This is a genomic window from Streptomyces sp. KL116D (genome assembly GCF_030766975.1).
In the GTDB taxonomy this organism is placed as follows: Bacteria; Actinomycetota; Actinomycetes; order Streptomycetales; family Streptomycetaceae; genus Streptomyces; species Streptomyces longispororuber_A.
This window is the reverse complement of the sequence record NZ_JASERH010000136.1, coordinates 781,264-797,322: the sequence shown is the minus strand read 5'-3', so window position 1 is coordinate 797,322 and position 16,059 is coordinate 781,264. Positions and strand designations below refer to the sequence as shown.

The 16,059-nt window shown below is 73.2% G+C and carries 16 protein-coding genes; 6 read left to right on the top strand and 10 right to left on the bottom strand.

What is annotated here, in order from left to right:
* Nucleotides 1-109 precede the first annotated feature (109 nt).
* Together RBJ77_RS52250 and RBJ77_RS52245 are read right to left on the bottom strand one after the other, a co-directional pair.
* Nucleotides 110-1,915, bottom strand: coding sequence for a glycoside hydrolase family 3 protein (locus RBJ77_RS52250; protein WP_372351402.1), 1,806 nt, complete (start codon nt 1,913-1,915; stop codon nt 110-112).
* A 967-nt stretch (nt 1,916-2,882) separates the two neighbouring features.
* On the bottom strand, nt 2,883-3,803 hold the full coding sequence (locus tag RBJ77_RS52245; RefSeq protein ID WP_372351401.1) for a LysR family transcriptional regulator: 921 nt from the start codon (nt 3,801-3,803) through the stop codon (nt 2,883-2,885).
* A gap of 88 nt (nt 3,804-3,891) precedes the next feature.
* Here RBJ77_RS52245 and RBJ77_RS52240 point away from each other — a divergent pair, with 88 nt between their 5' ends.
* Nucleotides 3,892-4,848 carry an EamA family transporter gene (locus tag RBJ77_RS52240; RefSeq protein ID WP_372351400.1) on the top strand — a complete coding sequence of 319 codons (957 nt, stop codon included), beginning with the start codon at nt 3,892-3,894 and terminating at the stop codon, nt 4,846-4,848.
* Here RBJ77_RS52240 and RBJ77_RS52235 read toward each other — a convergent pair.
* Together RBJ77_RS52235 and RBJ77_RS52230 are read right to left on the bottom strand one after the other, a co-directional pair.
* Nucleotides 4,832-5,632 (bottom strand): sugar phosphate isomerase/epimerase family protein, encoded by an 801-nt coding sequence (locus RBJ77_RS52235; RefSeq protein WP_372351399.1) that lies wholly within the window; start codon nt 5,630-5,632, stop codon nt 4,832-4,834. The genes RBJ77_RS52240 and RBJ77_RS52235 overlap by 17 nt on opposite strands.
* A 29-nt stretch (nt 5,633-5,661) precedes the next feature.
* Nucleotides 5,662-6,597, bottom strand: a complete 936-nt coding sequence (locus RBJ77_RS52230) for a GNAT family N-acetyltransferase (RefSeq protein ID WP_372351398.1) — start codon at nt 6,595-6,597, stop codon at nt 5,662-5,664.
* 262 nt (nt 6,598-6,859) lie between these two features.
* Here RBJ77_RS52230 and RBJ77_RS52225 point away from each other — a divergent pair, with 262 nt between their 5' ends.
* A complete protein-coding gene (locus RBJ77_RS52225) occupies nt 6,860-7,519 on the top strand; it encodes an alpha/beta hydrolase (RefSeq protein WP_372351397.1) in 660 nt (219 codons plus the stop codon).
* Between the two features lie 41 nt (nt 7,520-7,560).
* Here the strand turns inward: RBJ77_RS52225 and RBJ77_RS52220 are convergent, their stop codons facing one another.
* Nucleotides 7,561-8,172, bottom strand: a complete 612-nt coding sequence (locus RBJ77_RS52220) for a TetR/AcrR family transcriptional regulator (protein ID WP_372351396.1) — start codon at nt 8,170-8,172, stop codon at nt 7,561-7,563.
* A gap of 144 nt (nt 8,173-8,316) precedes the next feature.
* On the opposite strand from RBJ77_RS52220, the gene RBJ77_RS52215 reads away from it, so the two are divergent.
* A complete protein-coding gene (locus tag RBJ77_RS52215) occupies nt 8,317-8,661 on the top strand; it encodes an HGxxPAAW family protein (RefSeq protein ID WP_372351395.1) in 345 nt (114 codons plus the stop codon).
* 196 nt (nt 8,662-8,857) lie between these two features.
* On the opposite strand, the gene RBJ77_RS52210 is transcribed toward RBJ77_RS52215, so the two are convergent.
* A complete protein-coding gene (locus RBJ77_RS52210) occupies nt 8,858-9,235 on the bottom strand; it encodes a hypothetical protein (RefSeq protein ID WP_372351394.1) in 378 nt (125 codons plus the stop codon).
* A complete protein-coding gene (locus tag RBJ77_RS52205; RefSeq protein ID WP_372351393.1) occupies nt 9,225-10,274 on the bottom strand; it encodes a LacI family DNA-binding transcriptional regulator in 1,050 nt (349 codons plus the stop codon). Before RBJ77_RS52205 ends, RBJ77_RS52210 begins: the two co-directional genes overlap by 11 nt.
* Nucleotides 10,275-10,486: 212 nt before the next feature.
* Between RBJ77_RS52205 and RBJ77_RS52200 the strand changes: the two genes are divergently transcribed.
* From RBJ77_RS52200 to RBJ77_RS52190, 3 genes are read left to right on the top strand one after another with little or no spacing between them, the layout of a single operon-like run.
* The gene (locus tag RBJ77_RS52200; protein ID WP_372351392.1) at nt 10,487-11,644 is read left to right on the top strand and encodes a Gfo/Idh/MocA family protein; all 1,158 of its coding nucleotides are present in this window, start codon (nt 10,487-10,489) and stop codon (nt 11,642-11,644) included.
* The gene (locus RBJ77_RS52195) at nt 11,641-12,798 is read left to right on the top strand and encodes a dihydrodipicolinate synthase family protein (protein ID WP_372351391.1); all 1,158 of its coding nucleotides are present in this window, start codon (nt 11,641-11,643) and stop codon (nt 12,796-12,798) included. The genes RBJ77_RS52200 and RBJ77_RS52195 overlap by 4 nt, the downstream gene beginning before the upstream one ends.
* Nucleotides 12,795-13,625 carry a sugar phosphate isomerase/epimerase family protein gene (locus RBJ77_RS52190; RefSeq protein WP_372351390.1) on the top strand — a complete coding sequence of 277 codons (831 nt, stop codon included), beginning with the start codon at nt 12,795-12,797 and terminating at the stop codon, nt 13,623-13,625. The genes RBJ77_RS52195 and RBJ77_RS52190 overlap by 4 nt, the downstream gene beginning before the upstream one ends.
* Before the next feature lie 305 nt (nt 13,626-13,930).
* Here RBJ77_RS52190 and RBJ77_RS52185 read toward each other — a convergent pair whose 3' ends face one another.
* The 3 genes from RBJ77_RS52185 to RBJ77_RS52175 form a co-directional block, all read right to left on the bottom strand.
* The gene (locus RBJ77_RS52185) at nt 13,931-14,359 is read right to left on the bottom strand and encodes a DUF937 domain-containing protein (protein ID WP_372351389.1); all 429 of its coding nucleotides are present in this window, start codon (nt 14,357-14,359) and stop codon (nt 13,931-13,933) included.
* 248 nt (nt 14,360-14,607) lie between these two features.
* Entirely contained in the window at nt 14,608-14,997 is a 390-nt protein-coding gene (gene rbsD / locus RBJ77_RS52180; RefSeq protein WP_372351388.1) for a D-ribose pyranase, read from the bottom strand.
* Nucleotides 14,998-15,025: 28 nt separating this feature from the next.
* On the bottom strand, nt 15,026-15,994 hold the full coding sequence (locus tag RBJ77_RS52175) for a ribokinase (RefSeq protein ID WP_372351387.1): 969 nt from the start codon (nt 15,992-15,994) through the stop codon (nt 15,026-15,028).
* Between the last annotated feature and the right edge of the window lie 65 nt (nt 15,995-16,059).

The window sequence follows — 16,059 nt, the reverse complement described above, 5'->3', positions numbered from 1 at the left end:
ACCCACCCAGCGTGACCCTTGGGGGCGGGCGCACGCCAGATGTGCAGGGGGCTTTGCGTCGGTTGCGGGTGGTGCGCAGGTTGCCCGGCGTACGCCCCGTACGGACAGGTCAGTACGACAGGCCGTAACCGATCGGGTAGAGGACCTGCGTCGGGTCGTCGGCCTTCTGCACCGGCACCGGCAGCCTGCCCTGCGGCTCGGCCCGGCCGGCCAGCACCCGTACCGCCGCCCGCAGTTCGACGTCGATCCACGAGTAGGCGGCCAGGTGGGCGTCGGACGACGACAGCTGCGCCACGTCGTACGGATTGCGCATCGACAGCGTCACCACGGGCACGCCCGTCGCGGCGACCGCGTCGACCAGCGCCTGCTGCGCGCTGCCCTTGGTGACGTTGTACGTGCCGATGAGCACCGCGTCCTTGCCCGCGGCCGCGGCGACCGCCTGGGCGATCGTGGCCTGGCTCGGCGCCGTACCGGTCGCCAGCACCGTGGCGGAGAAGCCCAGTTCGGTGAGGGCGGCACCGAGCACCGTGGTCGGCGGGCCGTCGCTGAGCGAGGGCGACGCCGGGTTGGCGCCGAGCACGAGGACGTTCTTGTGCGTGCGGCGGGACAGCGGCAGCAGCCCCTCCTTGTTCACCAGCAGCGTCGTCGTCCGCTCGGCGATCCGGTCCGCGGCGGCCAGGTGCGCGGCCGTCCCCACGGTCCGGTCGACGCCCTTGTGCGAGACGTACGGCTCCTTGAAGATCCCCAGCTTCGCCTTCAGGCGGAGCACCCGCAGGATCGATTCGTCGAGCCGCGCCTCCGTCAGCTCCCCGTCCTGCACGGCCTTGAGGACCGCGTTCCACGAGACGTCCAGGGACGGCGGGTTGAGCAGCTGGTCGACGCCCGCCTTCAGGGCCAGCACCGGGACGCGCTCGTCGCCGTACTTCGTGCGGACGCCCTCCATGCCGAGGGAGTCCGTCACCACGACGCCGTCGTAGCCGAGCTGCTCGCGCAGGATGCCGGTGAGGATCGGGTGGGAGAGGGTGGCCGGGTCCTCGGACGGGTCGAGGGCGGGCACCACGATGTGGGCCGTCATGATCGAGTCGATGCCCGCGGCGATCGCGGCCTTGAACGACGGGGCGTCCAGCTGCTCCCACTGCTCGCGCGTGTGGGTGATGTACGGGATGCCGGTGTGGCTGTCGGTCGCCGTGTCGCCGTGGCCGGGGAAGTGCTTGGCCGTCGAGGCGATGTGGGCCGACTGGTACCCCTTGACCTGCGCGGCGACCATTCCGGCCACCGACTGCGGGTCGGCGCCGAAGGAGCGGACGCCGATGACGGGGTTGGCCGGGTTGACGTTGACGTCGGCGTCGGGCGCGTAGTCCTGGCGGATGCCGACGGCGCGCAGCTCGGCGCCGGCTATCTGCCCGGCCTTGCGCGCGTCGGAGCGGGAGCCGCCCGCGCCGAGGGCCATCGCGCCGGGGAACAGGGTGGCGGGCTTGCCGACCCGGGCGACGATGCCGTGCTCCTGGTCGGTCGATATCAACAGCGGTATGCGGGACGGCTGTTGGAGGCCGACCTGTTGGATCCCGTTGCTGAGGTCGGCTATCTGGTGCGGGTCGCGGACGTTGTGCGCCCAGGCGAAGTAGATGATGCCGCCGAGCTTGTACTTGGCGATCATCTCGGCGGCCGTACGGACGCCGATCTCCTTGAGGTTGGCGTCGATGTCGGCCTGGTCGGGGGCGGTGGCCGAGTGGCCGTACACCCGCATCACGAAGAGCTGGCCGACCTTCTCCTCCAGGGACATCCCGGAGATGATCTTCTTGAGGGTGCGGTCCCGGTCCGTGGCGGCCTGGGCCGTGGCGGTGCCGGGCAGCGAGAGGGCGGCGGCGCCGGTCGTGGCGGCGGCGAGCAGCGTACGTCTGGAGATGTGGTGCACTTGCGCTCCTTCCGGAGGAGGGGCGTGCTGGCTGACGGCTGAAGGAAACTTCCGCGCGTCATGAATATGGGGAAAGTTTCTGCCAGTCAAGGGAGTCGACGCTCCGGGCTTCGCGTACGAAGGGGCCGTCACCGGCGCTGTTGGAGGGGGGCGCGCCGGTGACGGCATGCTGCCGGCCGTGTGCGGCGGAGAGGGTGGTCAGCGTTCGCAGCCAGCAGCGAGGCCGACACCGCACTACGGAGACTCACCGGCAGCGTGCCCTTTGGACGAGCGCGGCGACGCTTGGGTTCCCAACTTTTGAAGGTTCGGCGAAGTTGGTGTGGAGGTGGCGTGCGGTGATCCTGATACGGGTGGGCGCCGCAACTCCGTTCCGGGGGTGGGTATCTGTGGCCGCGCGGGGCTTCTCGCGCAGTTCCCCGCGCCCCTGAAATGCGGACTTTGTCCGCGGGCCCGGTGGGGCTGGTCGCGCAGTTCCCCGCGCCCCTGAAGGCATGCGCTGCGCGCAGCCTTCCCCGGCCCGGAGATGCCGCACGAAGTGCGCATCCCCAGGGGCGCGGGGAACTGCGCGGGCAACCACGGCGAGTCTCGCGGTCGAAGAGCTCCGCGCCACATGGCAGACGCTCAGGGGCGCGGGGAACTGCGCGGGCAACCACGGCGAGACTCGCGGTCAAAGAATTCCGCGCCACATGGCAGACGCTCAGGGGCGCGGGGAACTGCGCGGGCAACCACGACGAGTCTCGCGGTCAAAGGGCTCCGCGCCACGTGGCAGACGTTCAGGGGCGCGGGGAACTGCGCGGGCGACCACGGCGAGTCTCGCGGTCAAAGGGCTCCGCGTCACATGGCAGACGCCCAGGGGCGCGGGGAACTGCGCGAGTAACCACGGCGAGACCTGCGGTCGAAGAGCTTTGCGCCACGTGGCAGATGCTCAGGGGCGCGGGGAACTGCGCGGGCAGCCCCCACCGGGCGGTCAGACGGACGGTTCGCGTCGGAGGCAGACGCGGCCCTGGGTGCGCAGCGCCTCGACGACCGCCCCGACCGCCGGCCGACGAGCCGTGCCGGTGCGCCACAACGCGTAGACCCGCCGCCGCGGCATCGGATCGAGCCCCACCGCGACCACCCCCGCCGGCAAGGCCCCCCGCCCGAGCCGAGGAATGACCGCGACCCCGAGCCCCGCCGCGACCAACGCCACCAACGTGGGGTTCTCGTCGGCCTGATGAACGATCTCCGGCTCGAACCCGGCGGAGCGCATCGTGCGCAGGAGCCAGTCGTGGCACACCCGCCCCGGCGGCTGCGACACCCACCGCTCCCCGCCCAGCTCCTCCCGCCGCACCGACTCCCGCCCGGCCAGCGGATGCCCGTCCGGCACCAGCAGATCGCACAGGTCGTCCCCGACGACGGCCTGCTCGACCCCGGCGGGAGCCGGCAGCGGCGCGATGTCCCAGTCGTGGGCCACCACGACGTCGACCGCCCCCTTCGCCACGAGGTCGACCGACAGGTGCGGGTCGACCTCGGTCAGCCGGACGTCGAGCGCGGGATGCCGCACGGCGAGCCCGGCGAGCGCGGCGGGCAGCAGCCCCCGCGCGGCCGAGGCGAACGCGGCGACGGTCAGCCGCCCGGCGGGCACCCCGCGCCGCTCCTCGATCCCCGTCTCGGCCCGCTCCATGATGGCCATCAACTCACGCGCCGTCTCGGCGAGTTGGAGCGCCTCGTCGGTGAGCCGGACGCCCCGCCCCTCCCGCTCAAGCAGCACCGTCCTGGTCTCCCGCTCCAGCTTCGCGATCTGCTGCGAGACGGCGGACGGGGTGTAGCCGAGGGCGGCCGCGGCGGCGCCGACCGTGCCGTGGACGGAGACGGCGTGCAGGGCGCGCAGCCGTTGCAGATCGAGCATCCCGGGACCAACCCTTCAGCAGTGCTTCATCCAACCATGCAGCAATCATCGCTGGTGCTACACGGTTGCGAGGCGTGATCCTCGACGCATGAGACCTGCGCACACCGGCCTCGCCGTCCTCGTCGCCGCCCTGTGGGGCGTGAACTTCGTCGTCATCGACATCGGCCTCGACCACTTCCCGCCGCTGCTCTTCTGCGCCCTGCGCTTCCTGCTGGCCGCGGTGCCCGCCGTGTTCCTGGTGGGGCGGCCGTGCGTGCCCTGGCGCTGGATCGTCGGGGTGGGGCTGGCGCTGGGCGTCGGTAAGTTCGGCCTGCTCTTCATCGGCATGAACACCGGGATGCCCGCGGGCCTCTCCTCCCTCGTCCTCCAGGTCCAGTCGGTGTTCACGGCGCTGATCGCGTTCGCGTTCCTCGGTGAACGACCGGGCCCGGTCCGGATGCTGGGCATGGCCGTGGCGCTCTCCGGCATCGCGGTGGCGGCCGTCGACGAGGGCGGCTCCGGCCCGCTCGGCGCCTTCGCGCTGGTCCTCGTGGCGGCCGCGTTCTGGGGCGTCTCGAACGTCCTGACCCGCAAGGCGTCGCCCGGGGCGCCCTTCAACTTCATGGTGTGGTCGAGCGCCGTCCCCGTCCTGCCGCTGCTCGCCCTCTCCCTCCTCTTCGAGGGCCCGGCGCGCGACGCCGGGGCGCTGCGGGACCTCGACCTCCCCGGCGCCGGCGCGATCCTCTTCGTGGCCCTGGTCACCACGCTCTTCGGCTTCAGCGCGTGGAGCCGGCTCCTGCAGCGCTACGACGCCTCGACGGTCGCCCCGTACTCGCTGCTCGTCCCGGTCTTCGGCATGTCGTCGGCCGCCCTCTTCCTGGGCGAGTCGGTCAGCCCGCTCCGGTGGTGCGCGGGCGCGCTGCTGGTGGCGGGGGTGGCCCTGACCTCACTGGGCGGCGCACGGAAGAGGCCCGCGCGGCCCGCGACCACCGCCGCAGCACCTGGCGTACCCGACGCGCCCGGAGCGGGCCTGGCCCTCGACCCCCGCCCTACGCCGACTCGTTGAGCAGCCGGGCCAGGTGCTCCCGCCCTGCGCCCAGCAACTCGGGGAGCGGCGCGGCGGCCTCGTACCAGCGGGCCTCGTACTCCCAGCACAGCCAGCCGTCCCAGCCCTCCCGGCTGAGCACCTCCACGCACTCGGCCAGCGGCAGCACGCCGGCGCCGAGCGCGAGGGGCGTCTTGTCGTCGGGACCCGCGATGTCCTTGACCTGCACGTAGCCGAGGTAGGGGGAGAGCGCGGCGTACGAGGCCACGGGCTGCTCGCCGCCGAGCCAGGTGTGCATGACGTCCCAGAGCACGCCCACGTTCCGGTGGCCGACCGGGCCGACGATCCGGGAGGCGGCGGCGCCGGTGCGGTGCGAGTCGTGGGTCTCCAGGAGGACCCGGACGCCGCGGTCGGCCGCGTACTCGGCGGCCACCCCGAGGCGGCGGGCCGCCGTCGCGTCGGCCTCCTCGGGCCCCTGCTCGTCGCCGCCGCCGGGGAACACCCGGACGTACGGTGCGCCCAGGTCGCGGGCGAGGTCCACCAGCGCCCGTACGTCGTCCAGGACCGGCCCGTCCTCGCCGGGCGCGGCCACCCGGGCGTACCCGGCGACGCCCAGGACCTCGACGCCCGCCGCCTTGAACTCGGCGGCCGCGTCGGCGCGTTCGGCCGGGGTGAGGCCCAGGTGCACCGGCTCCTCGGGATGCGCGCGCAGCTCCACGCCGTGGTAGCCGTGCGTGGTGGCGAGGCGGAGGACGTCGGGGATCGGGAGACCAGGGACACCGAGGGTGGAGAACGCCAGTTTCATGGCCCGGACCTTACCCGCGCTCCCGCCCGTCACTCCGGTGCGCGGTGCAGGGCGAGGCGCCAGTCCTGGCCGATCAGGTCGGCGCCGAAGGACCGGTGCGGCTTCTCGCCGACGAGGACGAACCCGTGCCGCAGATAGATCGAACGGGCCGACTTGAGCACGTCGTTCGTCCACAGCACCAGATCCCGGTAGCCGACGCCGCGCGCGAAGTCGATGACCGACCGCACGAGCCGGTCGCCGACGCCCAGGCCGCGCGCGTCGGGCTCCACCAGCAGCAGCCGCAGCCGCGCGGTGCCCGGCGCCTCGTCGCGCACGCACATCACGCACCCCACCGGACGCCCGTCGAGCTCGGCGATCCACACCCGCTCCAGGTGCGGGTCGTGGTCCTGCGCGAAGTCGGCGACGATCCGGGCGACCAGGCCCTCGTAGTCGGCGTTCCAGCCGAACTCGGCCGCGTACACCGCGCCGTTGCGGGCCACGATCCAGCCCAGGTCGCCCGGGCCCGGCTCGCGCAGCAGCACGTTGTCCGGGTGCGGGGCGGCGCGGCCGTCGCCGAGCACCTCGCGCACGGTGCGCAGCGCGTCGGCGAGCCGGTCGCGCTGGTCGGGCGGCACGGCGGCCAGGAGCGTGCCGACCGCTTCCCGCGACCGCTCGTCGAGCAGGTCGGCCGCGGTGCGGCCGCGCGCGGTCAGCGTGATGCGGCGGCGCCGCGAGTCCCGCTCGGACGACCCGCGCTCGACGAGTCCCTCCCGCTCGAACTTCCCGAGGATCCGGCTCAGGTACCCGGCGTCCAGGGAGAGCCGGGTCCGCAGGTCGGCGGCGTCCACCTTCTCCGTGTGCGCGAGTTCGTACAGCACGCGGGACTCGGTGAGGGTGTACGGGGCGTACAGGTGGCGGCTGTAGTCCAGCGCGCCGATGACGTTCGTGTAGAAGCGGTTGAAGGACCGGATGTCGTGCACGGTCATGGCCACCTCGCGGCTCGGACAGTTGACTCAGTCAGAGGTTTCGGGGGTTCGCCCACCGTACGCCCACCACCCGCCCGCGTCCACCGACGCGCGCCACTGCCGGCCCCGTCGGTCAAGTGCGGTATGGGCGCCGCGAGTTGGGGTTCGTGCGAGGCGTCGAGGCGCGGCGTTCTGCTGTGGGCCGAGACGATCGCGGTGGGGGCGGCGCGGGCGGCAGGATCGGCGTATGCGGCCGACCTTCGTTCTCGTGCACAGTCCGTCCGTGGGGCCCACGACCTGGCGTGCCGTCGCCGATCACCTGACGGCCGCGGGACATCGGGTGCGGGTTCCGTCCCTCCTCCACGTGGGCGCGTGCGCGGCGCCCTTCTGGCCCCACGTCGTCCGCGCCGTGCGCGACGACCTCCGGCAGCTGCCGCCCGGCGGCCCGGTCGTGCTGGTCGCCCACAGCAACGCGGGCCTGTTCCTCCCGCTGATCCGCTCAGGCCTCGACCACCCGGTGACCGGCTCCGTCTTCGTCGACGCCGCCCTGCCGGCCCGGCGTGGCCCGACCCCGGTCGCCCCGCCCGAACTGCTCGAGTTCCTCCGCCCCTTGGCGGTGGACGGACGGCTGCCGCGCTGGACCGACTGGTGGGACGAGGCGGACGTCGCGCCCATGTTCCCGGACCCGGCGACGCGGCGGACGCTCGTCGCCGAGCAGCCCACCCTGCCCCTGTCCTACTACGAGCAGCACGTCCCGGTCCCCGAGGGCTGGGACGACCACCCGGTCTCGTACCTCCTCTTCGGCCCTCCGTACGAGGAGCCGGCCGCGGAGGCGCGCGCACGCGGCTGGCGCGTGGCCCACCTCCCCGGCGAACACCTCCACCAGACGGTCGACCCCGCGGGCACGGCCCGCCACCTCGTCGGACTCGCCACCACGCCGTGACCGTGGTGGCGGACTTCAGCGCACCTGTCCGGGTCCTGGGCTCAACGGCCCCCTGGCCATGCCGCCAGGGCCAGTTCGGCCACCCGCGCCAGCTCCTCCGCGGTCGCTCCGTCGCGGGCCCGTTGTGACAGCCCCTGGACGACCGCCGTGAAGTAGGACGCCAGGGCGGGCGCGTCCGTCCCGGCCGGGAGTTCGCCGTCCTTCTTCGCCCTGTTCAGGCGGTCCTCGAAGGCGGCCACGCCCGCGTTGCGCACGTCGCGCAGGAACGCCGCGACCTCCGCGTCCTGGGCCGTGACGTTCGTGGCGGCGCTGATGGCGAGGCAGCCGGCCGGGTGGGACGGGTCCGCGTAGATCCTCGCCGCGTCGCGCAGGATCCGGGCGAACGCGCCGCGGGCCGTCTCCTCCTCCGCCAGGGCCTCGGCCACGAAGGCGCCGACCGGTGACCGCCCGTACACCTCGACGGCCTCCCTGAACAGCGCCTTCTTGTCCCCGAACGCCGCGTACAGGCTGGCCGGCCGGATGCCCATGGCGGTGGTCAGCTCGCCCACCGAGGTCGCCTCGAAACCGCGCTCCCAGAACAGCCGGACGGCCGTCGCGAGTGCCGCGTCCCGGTCGAACGTACGCGGTCGTCCTCGTGTCCTGGCCTCGCTCATGCCGCAACTGTAACCGGAGAACCCTATTTGTTGAGCGGTCGCTCAAGAGGGGTGCTAGGGTCCAGGCGATCCGTTGTTGAGCCTTCGCTCAACAAATAAGTCGACGCGTGGGGAGCCGTGACTGACGTGGATGTGCGGGTGCGAGTGAGTGGGGAAGCCGGCGAGCAGGTCGTCGTGGCGCGGCACCACGACGACGGGCACACCCTCGCGGGCTGGGTCGGCTGCGCCGTCGCCACCGCCGGGGTCGCGGTCACCGGGCTCGGGATCATCGGGTGGCGGCCGGGGGCGTGGCTGGGGCCCGCGGTCCTCGTCGCGGCCGTGGTGGCCGTCTGGGTGCTGCACCTGGCGGGGTGGGGCAAGCCGCCGGGGCCCCGGCCCGTCGGTCAGCGCCCCGTCCGGGTGCGGGACGTGAGCGCGGGCGCGGGGCACGCCGGCTGCGTCGGGTGCCGGCTCGCGGGGCGCCGGCCTGCGACGAGGGGGCGTTCCTGACCCAGGACCTGGGAGACGGGCCCTGGGGCCTGTCGTCACACTCCCGTCTGCCCCGCGGCGTCTGGCACGCACGCTCGCCGCGTTGCCGAAAGGCCCGAGCAGCTCCGCTACCAGGACCTTCCGGCGCCTTGCGATCGCACGCACCAGACGCGGCGGGGCCGCCCTTCGGGCGACGACGCGAGTGTGACGACAGGCCCTAGACCGCGAACAGGGCGAGCACCGCCCACGCCGCGAACGGCGCCACCGCGAACGGCGCCGCGCGCAGCCACGTCGCCCGGCCGAGCGCCGGGTTGCGGGACAGGGAGACGTTGGCCCAGGCCAACAGGCCGAGCACCACGGCTGCGGACACCGCGCCGAGGCCCATCACCACCGGGCCGCTGTCGAGGGTGCTGTAGTTGCAACTCCCGCTGAAACCGGGGGAGTAGGACTCCTGGATGCTGTCGCAGTCCATCGGCAGCCATTCGCTCACCAGCCACCACGCGCAGCCCAGCGGGACGGTCGCCGGCAGGCCGATCAGGAGGTTCAGCAGGATCGGGCCCGTCCAGCGCAGAGGTCCGGTTCTCTCACTGTCCACGCGGCGCCCCCGTCGATCCCCGAACCGCCAGCTCGCCCCGTACGACATCGACCCCGCCGGGCGGCGCCGCCTCCCGGCCCATCGCGATCCGGCCCGCCCGCGCCGCCGCCTCCGCCAGCGGCAGACGTACGGTCGTCAGGGCGGGGACCGCGTCCACGCTGAACGGCAGGTCGTCGAAGCCCGCCACCGAGACGTCCTCCGGGATCCGCAGCCCGGCCTCCCGCAGGGCCGCGCACGCGCCGAGCGCCACCGTGTCGTTGGCCGCGACCACGGCCGTCAACGACGGCTCCTTGCCGAGGAGTTCGACCGTCGCCGCATGTCCGGCCGCCCGGTCGTAGGGGCCGTGCACCACCAGGCCGTCGGACTCCGTCACGCCCGCGCCGGCCAGCGCCTCGCGGTGCCCCTCCAGGCGGTGGCGGGTCGTCGTACGCTCCTCGGGACCCGCCACGTATCCGATGCGGCGGTGGCCGAGGGAGAGCAGATGCTCCGTCAACTCCCGTCCCCCGCCCCGGTTGTCGAAGGTCAGGGCCACCGCGTCGGTGTCCGGCAGCGGCGGGCGTCCGCACAGGACCACCCGGGTGCCGGCCTCGGACAGCCGTCTCAACTTGCTGGCCACGGCGGCGACATGGGCCTCGTCCTCGATCGCGCCACCGGTCAGCACGACCGCCGCCGCGCGCTGGCGCTGCAGCAGGGTCAGGTACGTCAGTTCGCGCTCCGGGTCGCCGCCCGTGTTGCAGACCACCGCGAGCCGCTCGCCGCCCGCCCGGCCGCCGGGGCCGACGATCTCCGACTGCACGGCCGAGGCCATGATCCCGAAGAACGGGTCGGCGATGTCGTTGACCAGGACTCCGACCAGGTCCGACGTGGAGGCGGCCAGCGCGCTCGCCGGGCCGTTGAGGACGTAGTCCAGTTCGTCGACGGCCTTGAGGACGCGCTCACGCGTGGCGGCGGCCACCGGGTAGTTGCCGTTCAGCACGCGCGAGACGGTGGCGGGGGACACCTGCGCGCGGGCGGCCACGTCCGCCAGGGTCACGGTCATCGTCATCCTCCGTCAAAGGCTCCGGCAAAGGCTCCGGGCGGGTCGGTCGGAAGGGCCCGGGGCTCGTTCACAAGGCCGGTCCGGTCTCCGCTCTTGTCCGAGCGGCTGTGCAGAGGCTAGCTTCTTCTCAGATAGAAAGCGCTTGCTACGCACGATCCGGCAGGCGCCGATTCGCGTACGCCGCGTACGGGTGGCTGGACGAAGGGACTCACGTGACACGCAAGACGGTGCGCATCGCCATGAATGGCGTGACGGGGCGCATGGGCTACCGCCAGCACCTCGTCCGCTCCATCCTCGCCCTGCGCGAGCAGGGCGGGCTCGACCTGGGCGACGGCACGGTGCTGTGGCCCGAGCCGGTCCTCGTCGGCCGCCGCGAGCACGCCCTGAAGGCACTCGCCGAGAAGCACGGCCTGGACGAGGCGAACATCTCCACCGACGTCGACGCCGTCCTCGCCGACGACTCGGTCGACATCTTCTTCGACGCCGCGATGACCTCCACCCGCGAGGACGTCCTCAAGCGGGCCATCGCCGCCGGCAAGCACGTCTACACCGAGAAGCCGACCGCGACCGGCCTCGACGGCGCCCTCGAACTGGCCCGCCTCGCCAAGGCCGCGGGCGTCAAGTCCGGTGTCGTCCAGGACAAGATCTTCCTGCCGGGCCTGCTCAAGCTGAAGCGCCTCATCGACGGCGGCTTCTTCGGCAAGATCCTCTCCGTGCGCGGCGAGTTCGGCTACTGGGTCTTCGAGGGCGACTGGCAGGAGGCCCAGCGCCCGTCGTGGAACTACCGCTCCGAGGACGGCGGCGGCATCGTCGTCGACATGTTCCCGCACTGGGAGTACGTGCTCCACGAGCTGTTCGGCCGCGTCACCTCCGTGCAGGCGCTCATCGCCACGCACGTCCCGCAGCGCTGGGACGAGAACGGCAAGCCCTACGACGCCACCGCCGACGACGCCGCGTACGGCATCTTCGAACTCGACGGCGGCGCCGTCGCCCAGATCAACTCCTCCTGGGCCGTGCGCGTCAACCGCGACGAACTCGTCGAGTTCCAGGTCGACGGCACCGAGGGCTCCGCCGTGGCCGGCCTGCGCAACTGCCGCGTCCAGCACCGCAGCGCCACGCCGAAGCCGGTGTGGAACCCCGACATCCCCGCCACGTACTCGTTCCGCGAGCAGTGGCAGGAGGTCCCCGACAACGCCGAGTTCGACAACGGCTTCAAGGCGCAGTGGGAGCTCTTCCTCAAGCACGTCTACGCCGACGCGCCCTACCAGTGGGACCTGCTGGCCGGCGCCCGTGGCGTGCAGCTCGCCGAGCTGGGCCTGCGGTCGTCCGCCGAGGGCCGCCGCGTCGACGTTCCGGAGATCACGCTGTGACGATCCGACTCCCGGACGGCCAGGGCGGACTGCGGGCCTACGAGCCCCGCGCCACCCCCCTGTCCTTCGACACCGGCGCGCCGCTCGCCTCGCGCGTCGTCTTCTCGGCCGCGCACGTCGTCGCCGACCCGTTCGCCGACACGACCCCGGACTCACCGGCCGCCGTCGACTGGGACGCCACCCTCGCCTTCCGCCGCCACCTGTGGTCGCACGGCCTCGGCGTGGCGGAGGCCATGGACACCGCGCAGCGCGGCATGGGCCTGGACTGGGCGGGCGCCGCCGAGCTCATCGAGCGTTCGGCGGCCGAGGCGCGGTCCGTCGGCGGGCGCATCGCGTGCGGCGCCGGCACCGACCAGCTCACCGCGCCCGCACAGGACCTGGCCGAGGTGCGGGCCGCCTACGAGGAACAGCTCGCGCTCGTGGAGGGGACGGGCGCGCAGGCGATCCTCATGGCGTCCCGCGCCCTGGCCGCCGTCGCCAAGGGCCCCGAGGACTACCTCGACGTCTACGGCCACCTGCTGCGTCAGGCCACCGAGCCCGTCGTCCTGCACTGGCTCGGCCCGATGTTCGACCCGGCCCTGGAGGGCTACTGGGGCTCCGCCGACCTGGACGCCGCGACCGAGACGTTCCTCCACGTCATCGCCGCGCACCCGGACAAGGTCGACGGCATCAAGGTCTCGCTCCTCGACGCCCGGCGCGAGGTCGAGCTGCGCCGCCGCCTCCCGAAGGGCGTGCGCTGCTACACCGGCGACGACTTCAACTACCCCGAGCTGATCGCGGGCGACGACCGCGGCTTCTCGCACGCCCTGCTCGGCATCTTCGACCCGCTGGGCCCGCTCGCCGCGCAGGCGGTCCGCGTCCTCGACACGGGGGACGCGAAGGGATTCCGTGAACTCCTCGACCCCACCGTCGAGTTGTCCCGGCACCTCTTCCAGGCGCCGACCCGCTTCTACAAGACCGGTGTCGTCTTCCTGGCCTGGCTCTCCGGCCACCAGGACCACTTCACCATGGTCGGCGGACTCCAGTCGGCACGCTCGCTGCCGCACTTCGCGCGGGCCTACGAACTGGCCGACGGCCTCGGCCTGTTCCCGAACCCGGAGTTGGCGGAGGCCCGGATGAAGAACCTGCTCGCCCTGTACGGAGTGTCATCGTGACCGCGGACCCGCGCTTCTCCATCAACCAGATGACGGTCAAGCAGCTCAGCCTGCCCGAACTGGCCGACTCCTGCCGTGAGCTGGGCGTCCAGTACGTCGGTACCTGGCGCGAGCCGGTCCAGGCGTACGGCGTCGAGGCGGCCGCGAAGCTGCTGCGCGACGCCGGTCTCGGCGTCACCACGCACTGCCGGGGCGGCTTCCTCACCGCGATCGACGCGACCGAGCGCAAGGCGGCGATCGAGGACAACAAGCGGGCCGTCGACGAGGCCGTCACCCTCGGCACGGACGTCCTGGTCCTGGTCTCGGGCGGACTGCCGGCCGGGTCCTACGACCTGCCGGGCGCGCGGGAGCGGATCGCCGACGCGCTCGTCGAGCTCGCCCCGTACGCCGCCGAGCACGGGGTGCGGCTCGCCATCGAGCCGCTGCACCCGATGTACGCGGCCGACCGGTGCGTCGTCTCCACCCTCGCGCAGGCCCTGGACATCGCCGAGCGGTTCCCGGCCCACCAGGTCGGCGTCTGCGTGGACACGTACCACATCTGGTGGGACGACACCGCGCCCGCGCAGATCGCCCGGGCGGGCGCGCAGGGCCGCATCGCGACGTTCCAGCTCGCCGACTGGACGACCCCGCTGCCGGAGGGCGTCCTCAACGGGCGTGGCCAGATCGGTGACGGGGCGATCGACATGCGGTACTGGCGGGGCCTGGTGGAGGACCAGGGCTACGCCGGTCCCATCGAGGTCGAGCTCTTCAACGACGGGCTGTGGGCCCGCGACGGCCGAGAGGTCCTCGCGGAGACGGCCGACCGTTTCACGCGTCATGCCGCCTGACCGGTCGACCGTCGGCGCCTGTTCGCCGTAGGGCTTTCCCTGGGCGGCGGCTGCGGGCCGGTGGGGGCTGGTCGCGCAGTTCCCCGCGCCCCTGGAGCATGCGGCTGCGCCGCAGCCCCATCGGGGCGGTGGGGCTGGTCGCGCGGTTCCCCGCGCCCCTGGAGCATGCGGCTGCGCCGCAGCCCCATCGGGCGCCCCTGAGATGGCACACGCAGTGTGCATCTCAGGGGCGCGGGGAACTGCGCGAGAAGCCCCACCGGCCCGCACCCGCCCACGACACCCGAGGCCCCACGGCGAAAGGGCGGCTACCGCTTCCGAGCGGCGCGCTTGCTCATGACCGCCAGCACCACCGGAATCAGCATCTCGATCCCGCGCGCCACGTTCGCCGCGGGCAACCCCGTCTTCTTGGCGACCGCGTTGGCCACCGGCCGGCTCATCTTCGCGAGGAGCCCCGCCAGCAGCCCGCCGGAGGCCAGCCCGCCGAGCGTGGCGACGCCCTGCAGGGGCGGCGCCTCGGCCTCGGCGATGGCGTCCCGGACCTCCTGCGCCCCTTCGGGCCCCTCGTCGGCCCGCTCCCGCAGGCCGCCCGAGAGCGCGGAGACGGTGCTGCCGACGACGTCCTGCGCCCCGGAGGGGTCCGTGCCCAGCAGGCTCGCGAGCTCGTGCAGCCGGTCGTCGCCGAGCTCGTCGATGACGTCCTTCTCCAGCGAGTTTTCCGACGATTGTTCGCTCATGCGTCAAACGCTACGACTGCCCCGTAATGTCGGCACGCTGAAAATCCAGCCAAGAAAATGCTGCCGAGGCGTGCAACCTTTCCGGAGCACGACGGGTCGTACGTGGCGTCGGAACTTTTGGAGGGGGATCCGGGGGGATCGAGGAAGTTCCGACACTGGAGGGGAAAGCCCGAGGGGCCCGGTCCGCGGACCGGGCCCCTCGCAGCACATCGGGGTTCGTGCGGCGCGGCGGGCTCAGAAGAACAGGCTCAGAAGAAGACGCCGCAGCGCAGCAGCACGTTCGCGTAGGGCCGCGCCTCCCCGGTGCGGACGACGAGCTTCGCGTCCGCCGACAGCGTCTTCAGCTCCTCGTGGGTGACGTAGGAGAGCGACGGCACCCGCTCCCGCAGCAGTTCCGCGGCCGACGGGTTCGCGGAGCGCACTTCGCGCGCCGCCGTCCCCGCCTCGACCACCAGCTCGTCGAGGAGCCCGTCGAGCACCTCGGCGAACGACGGCACCCCGGCCCGGAAGGCGAGGTCGACGAGGCGCGGACCGGCCGGCACCGGCATCCCCGCGTCGCACACGAGGACCCCGTCCCCGTGCCCCAACTCGGCGACGGCGCCCGCCAGATGACGGTTGAGTATCCCGGAGCGCTTCACTGAGGCCGCCTTTGTCGTTCGTCGTACCTCACGCCGTCGTGCCCGCCGTTCCGGCCGGGGGTCCGGGGGGTGTCCCCGGAGAGACACAGCACAGGGCGGCGACCTCTTCCGCCGTCGGGTACGACGCCTGCGCGCCCTCCTTCGTGACGGCGGCGGCACCGACCTTCGCCGCGTAGGCGGCCGCGTCGGCCAGCGACTCGCCGGTGCCGAGCCGCCAGGCGAGCGCCGCCGTGAAGGCGTCACCCGCACCCGTCGTGTCCACGGCCTCGACCTTCACCGCGGCCACCCGCTCCGACCCCGCCGCGTCCGCGACGAGCGCGCCCTCCGCGCCCAGCGTGATCACGACCGAGCGCGGGCCGAGCGCCAGCAGCTGCCGCGCCCAGTCCTCGGGGGTCGCTCCCAGCTCCGTGCCGGAGGCATCGGCGATGACCTTCGCCTCGTGCTCGTTCACGATCAGCGGGTCGCAGACCGCGAGCACCTCGTCCGGCAGCGGTGCCGGCGGCGACGGGTTGAGGACGAGCCGGGCCCCGTCGGCGACCGACCGCGCGACCTCCGCGACCGACTCCAGCGGGATCTCCAGCATCACGGAGACGACCCGGGCGCCCCCGAACAGCTCGCCCGCCGCGCGCACGTCGTCCGGCGTGAGCCGGCCGTTCGCGCCGGGCGACACCACGATCGAGTTGTCGCCCGACGGGTCGACCGTGATCAGCGCGACCCCGGTGGGCGCCCCGCCGACCAGCACGCCCGACGTGTCCACGCCCGCCGACTCCATCGACCCGCGCAGCAGCGCCCCGTGGCCGTCGTCGCCGATCCGCGCGAGCAGCGCCGTACGGGCCCCGAGCCGGGCGGCGGCGACCGCCTGGTTGGCGCCCTTGCCGCCCGGGTGGACCACCAGGTCGGAGCCGAGGACGGTCTCCCCGGCGCCGGGGCGCCGCTCGACGCCCACGACCAGGTCCGCGTTGGCGGACCCCACGACGAGGAGGTCGTACGTGTTCATGCTGCACCTTTCTTCGTACGTCACCGCAAAGGCTACGAGAGCGGCAGAGGTCCAGGCCGCCCGGA

Coding starts and splice junctions, on each gene's coding strand:
- RBJ77_RS52245 (WP_372351401.1), bottom strand. CDS start 3,803: ATGCTCGATCTGCAACGGCTGCGCGCCCTGCACGCCGTCTCCGTCCAC.
- RBJ77_RS52240 (WP_372351400.1), top strand. CDS start 3,892: ATGAGACCTGCGCACACCGGCCTCGCCGTCCTCGTCGCCGCCCTGTGG.
- RBJ77_RS52235 (WP_372351399.1), bottom strand. CDS start 5,632: ATGAAACTGGCGTTCTCCACCCTCGGTGTCCCTGGTCTCCCGATCCCC.
- RBJ77_RS52230 (WP_372351398.1), bottom strand. CDS start 6,597: ATGACCGTGCACGACATCCGGTCCTTCAACCGCTTCTACACGAACGTC.
- RBJ77_RS52220 (WP_372351396.1), bottom strand. CDS start 8,172: ATGAGCGAGGCCAGGACACGAGGACGACCGCGTACGTTCGACCGGGAC.
- RBJ77_RS52205 (WP_372351393.1), bottom strand. CDS start 10,274: ATGACCGTGACCCTGGCGGACGTGGCCGCCCGCGCGCAGGTGTCCCCC.
- RBJ77_RS52185 (WP_372351389.1), bottom strand. CDS start 14,359: ATGAGCGAACAATCGTCGGAAAACTCGCTGGAGAAGGACGTCATCGAC.
- RBJ77_RS52175 (WP_372351387.1), bottom strand. CDS start 15,994: ATGAACACGTACGACCTCCTCGTCGTGGGGTCCGCCAACGCGGACCTG.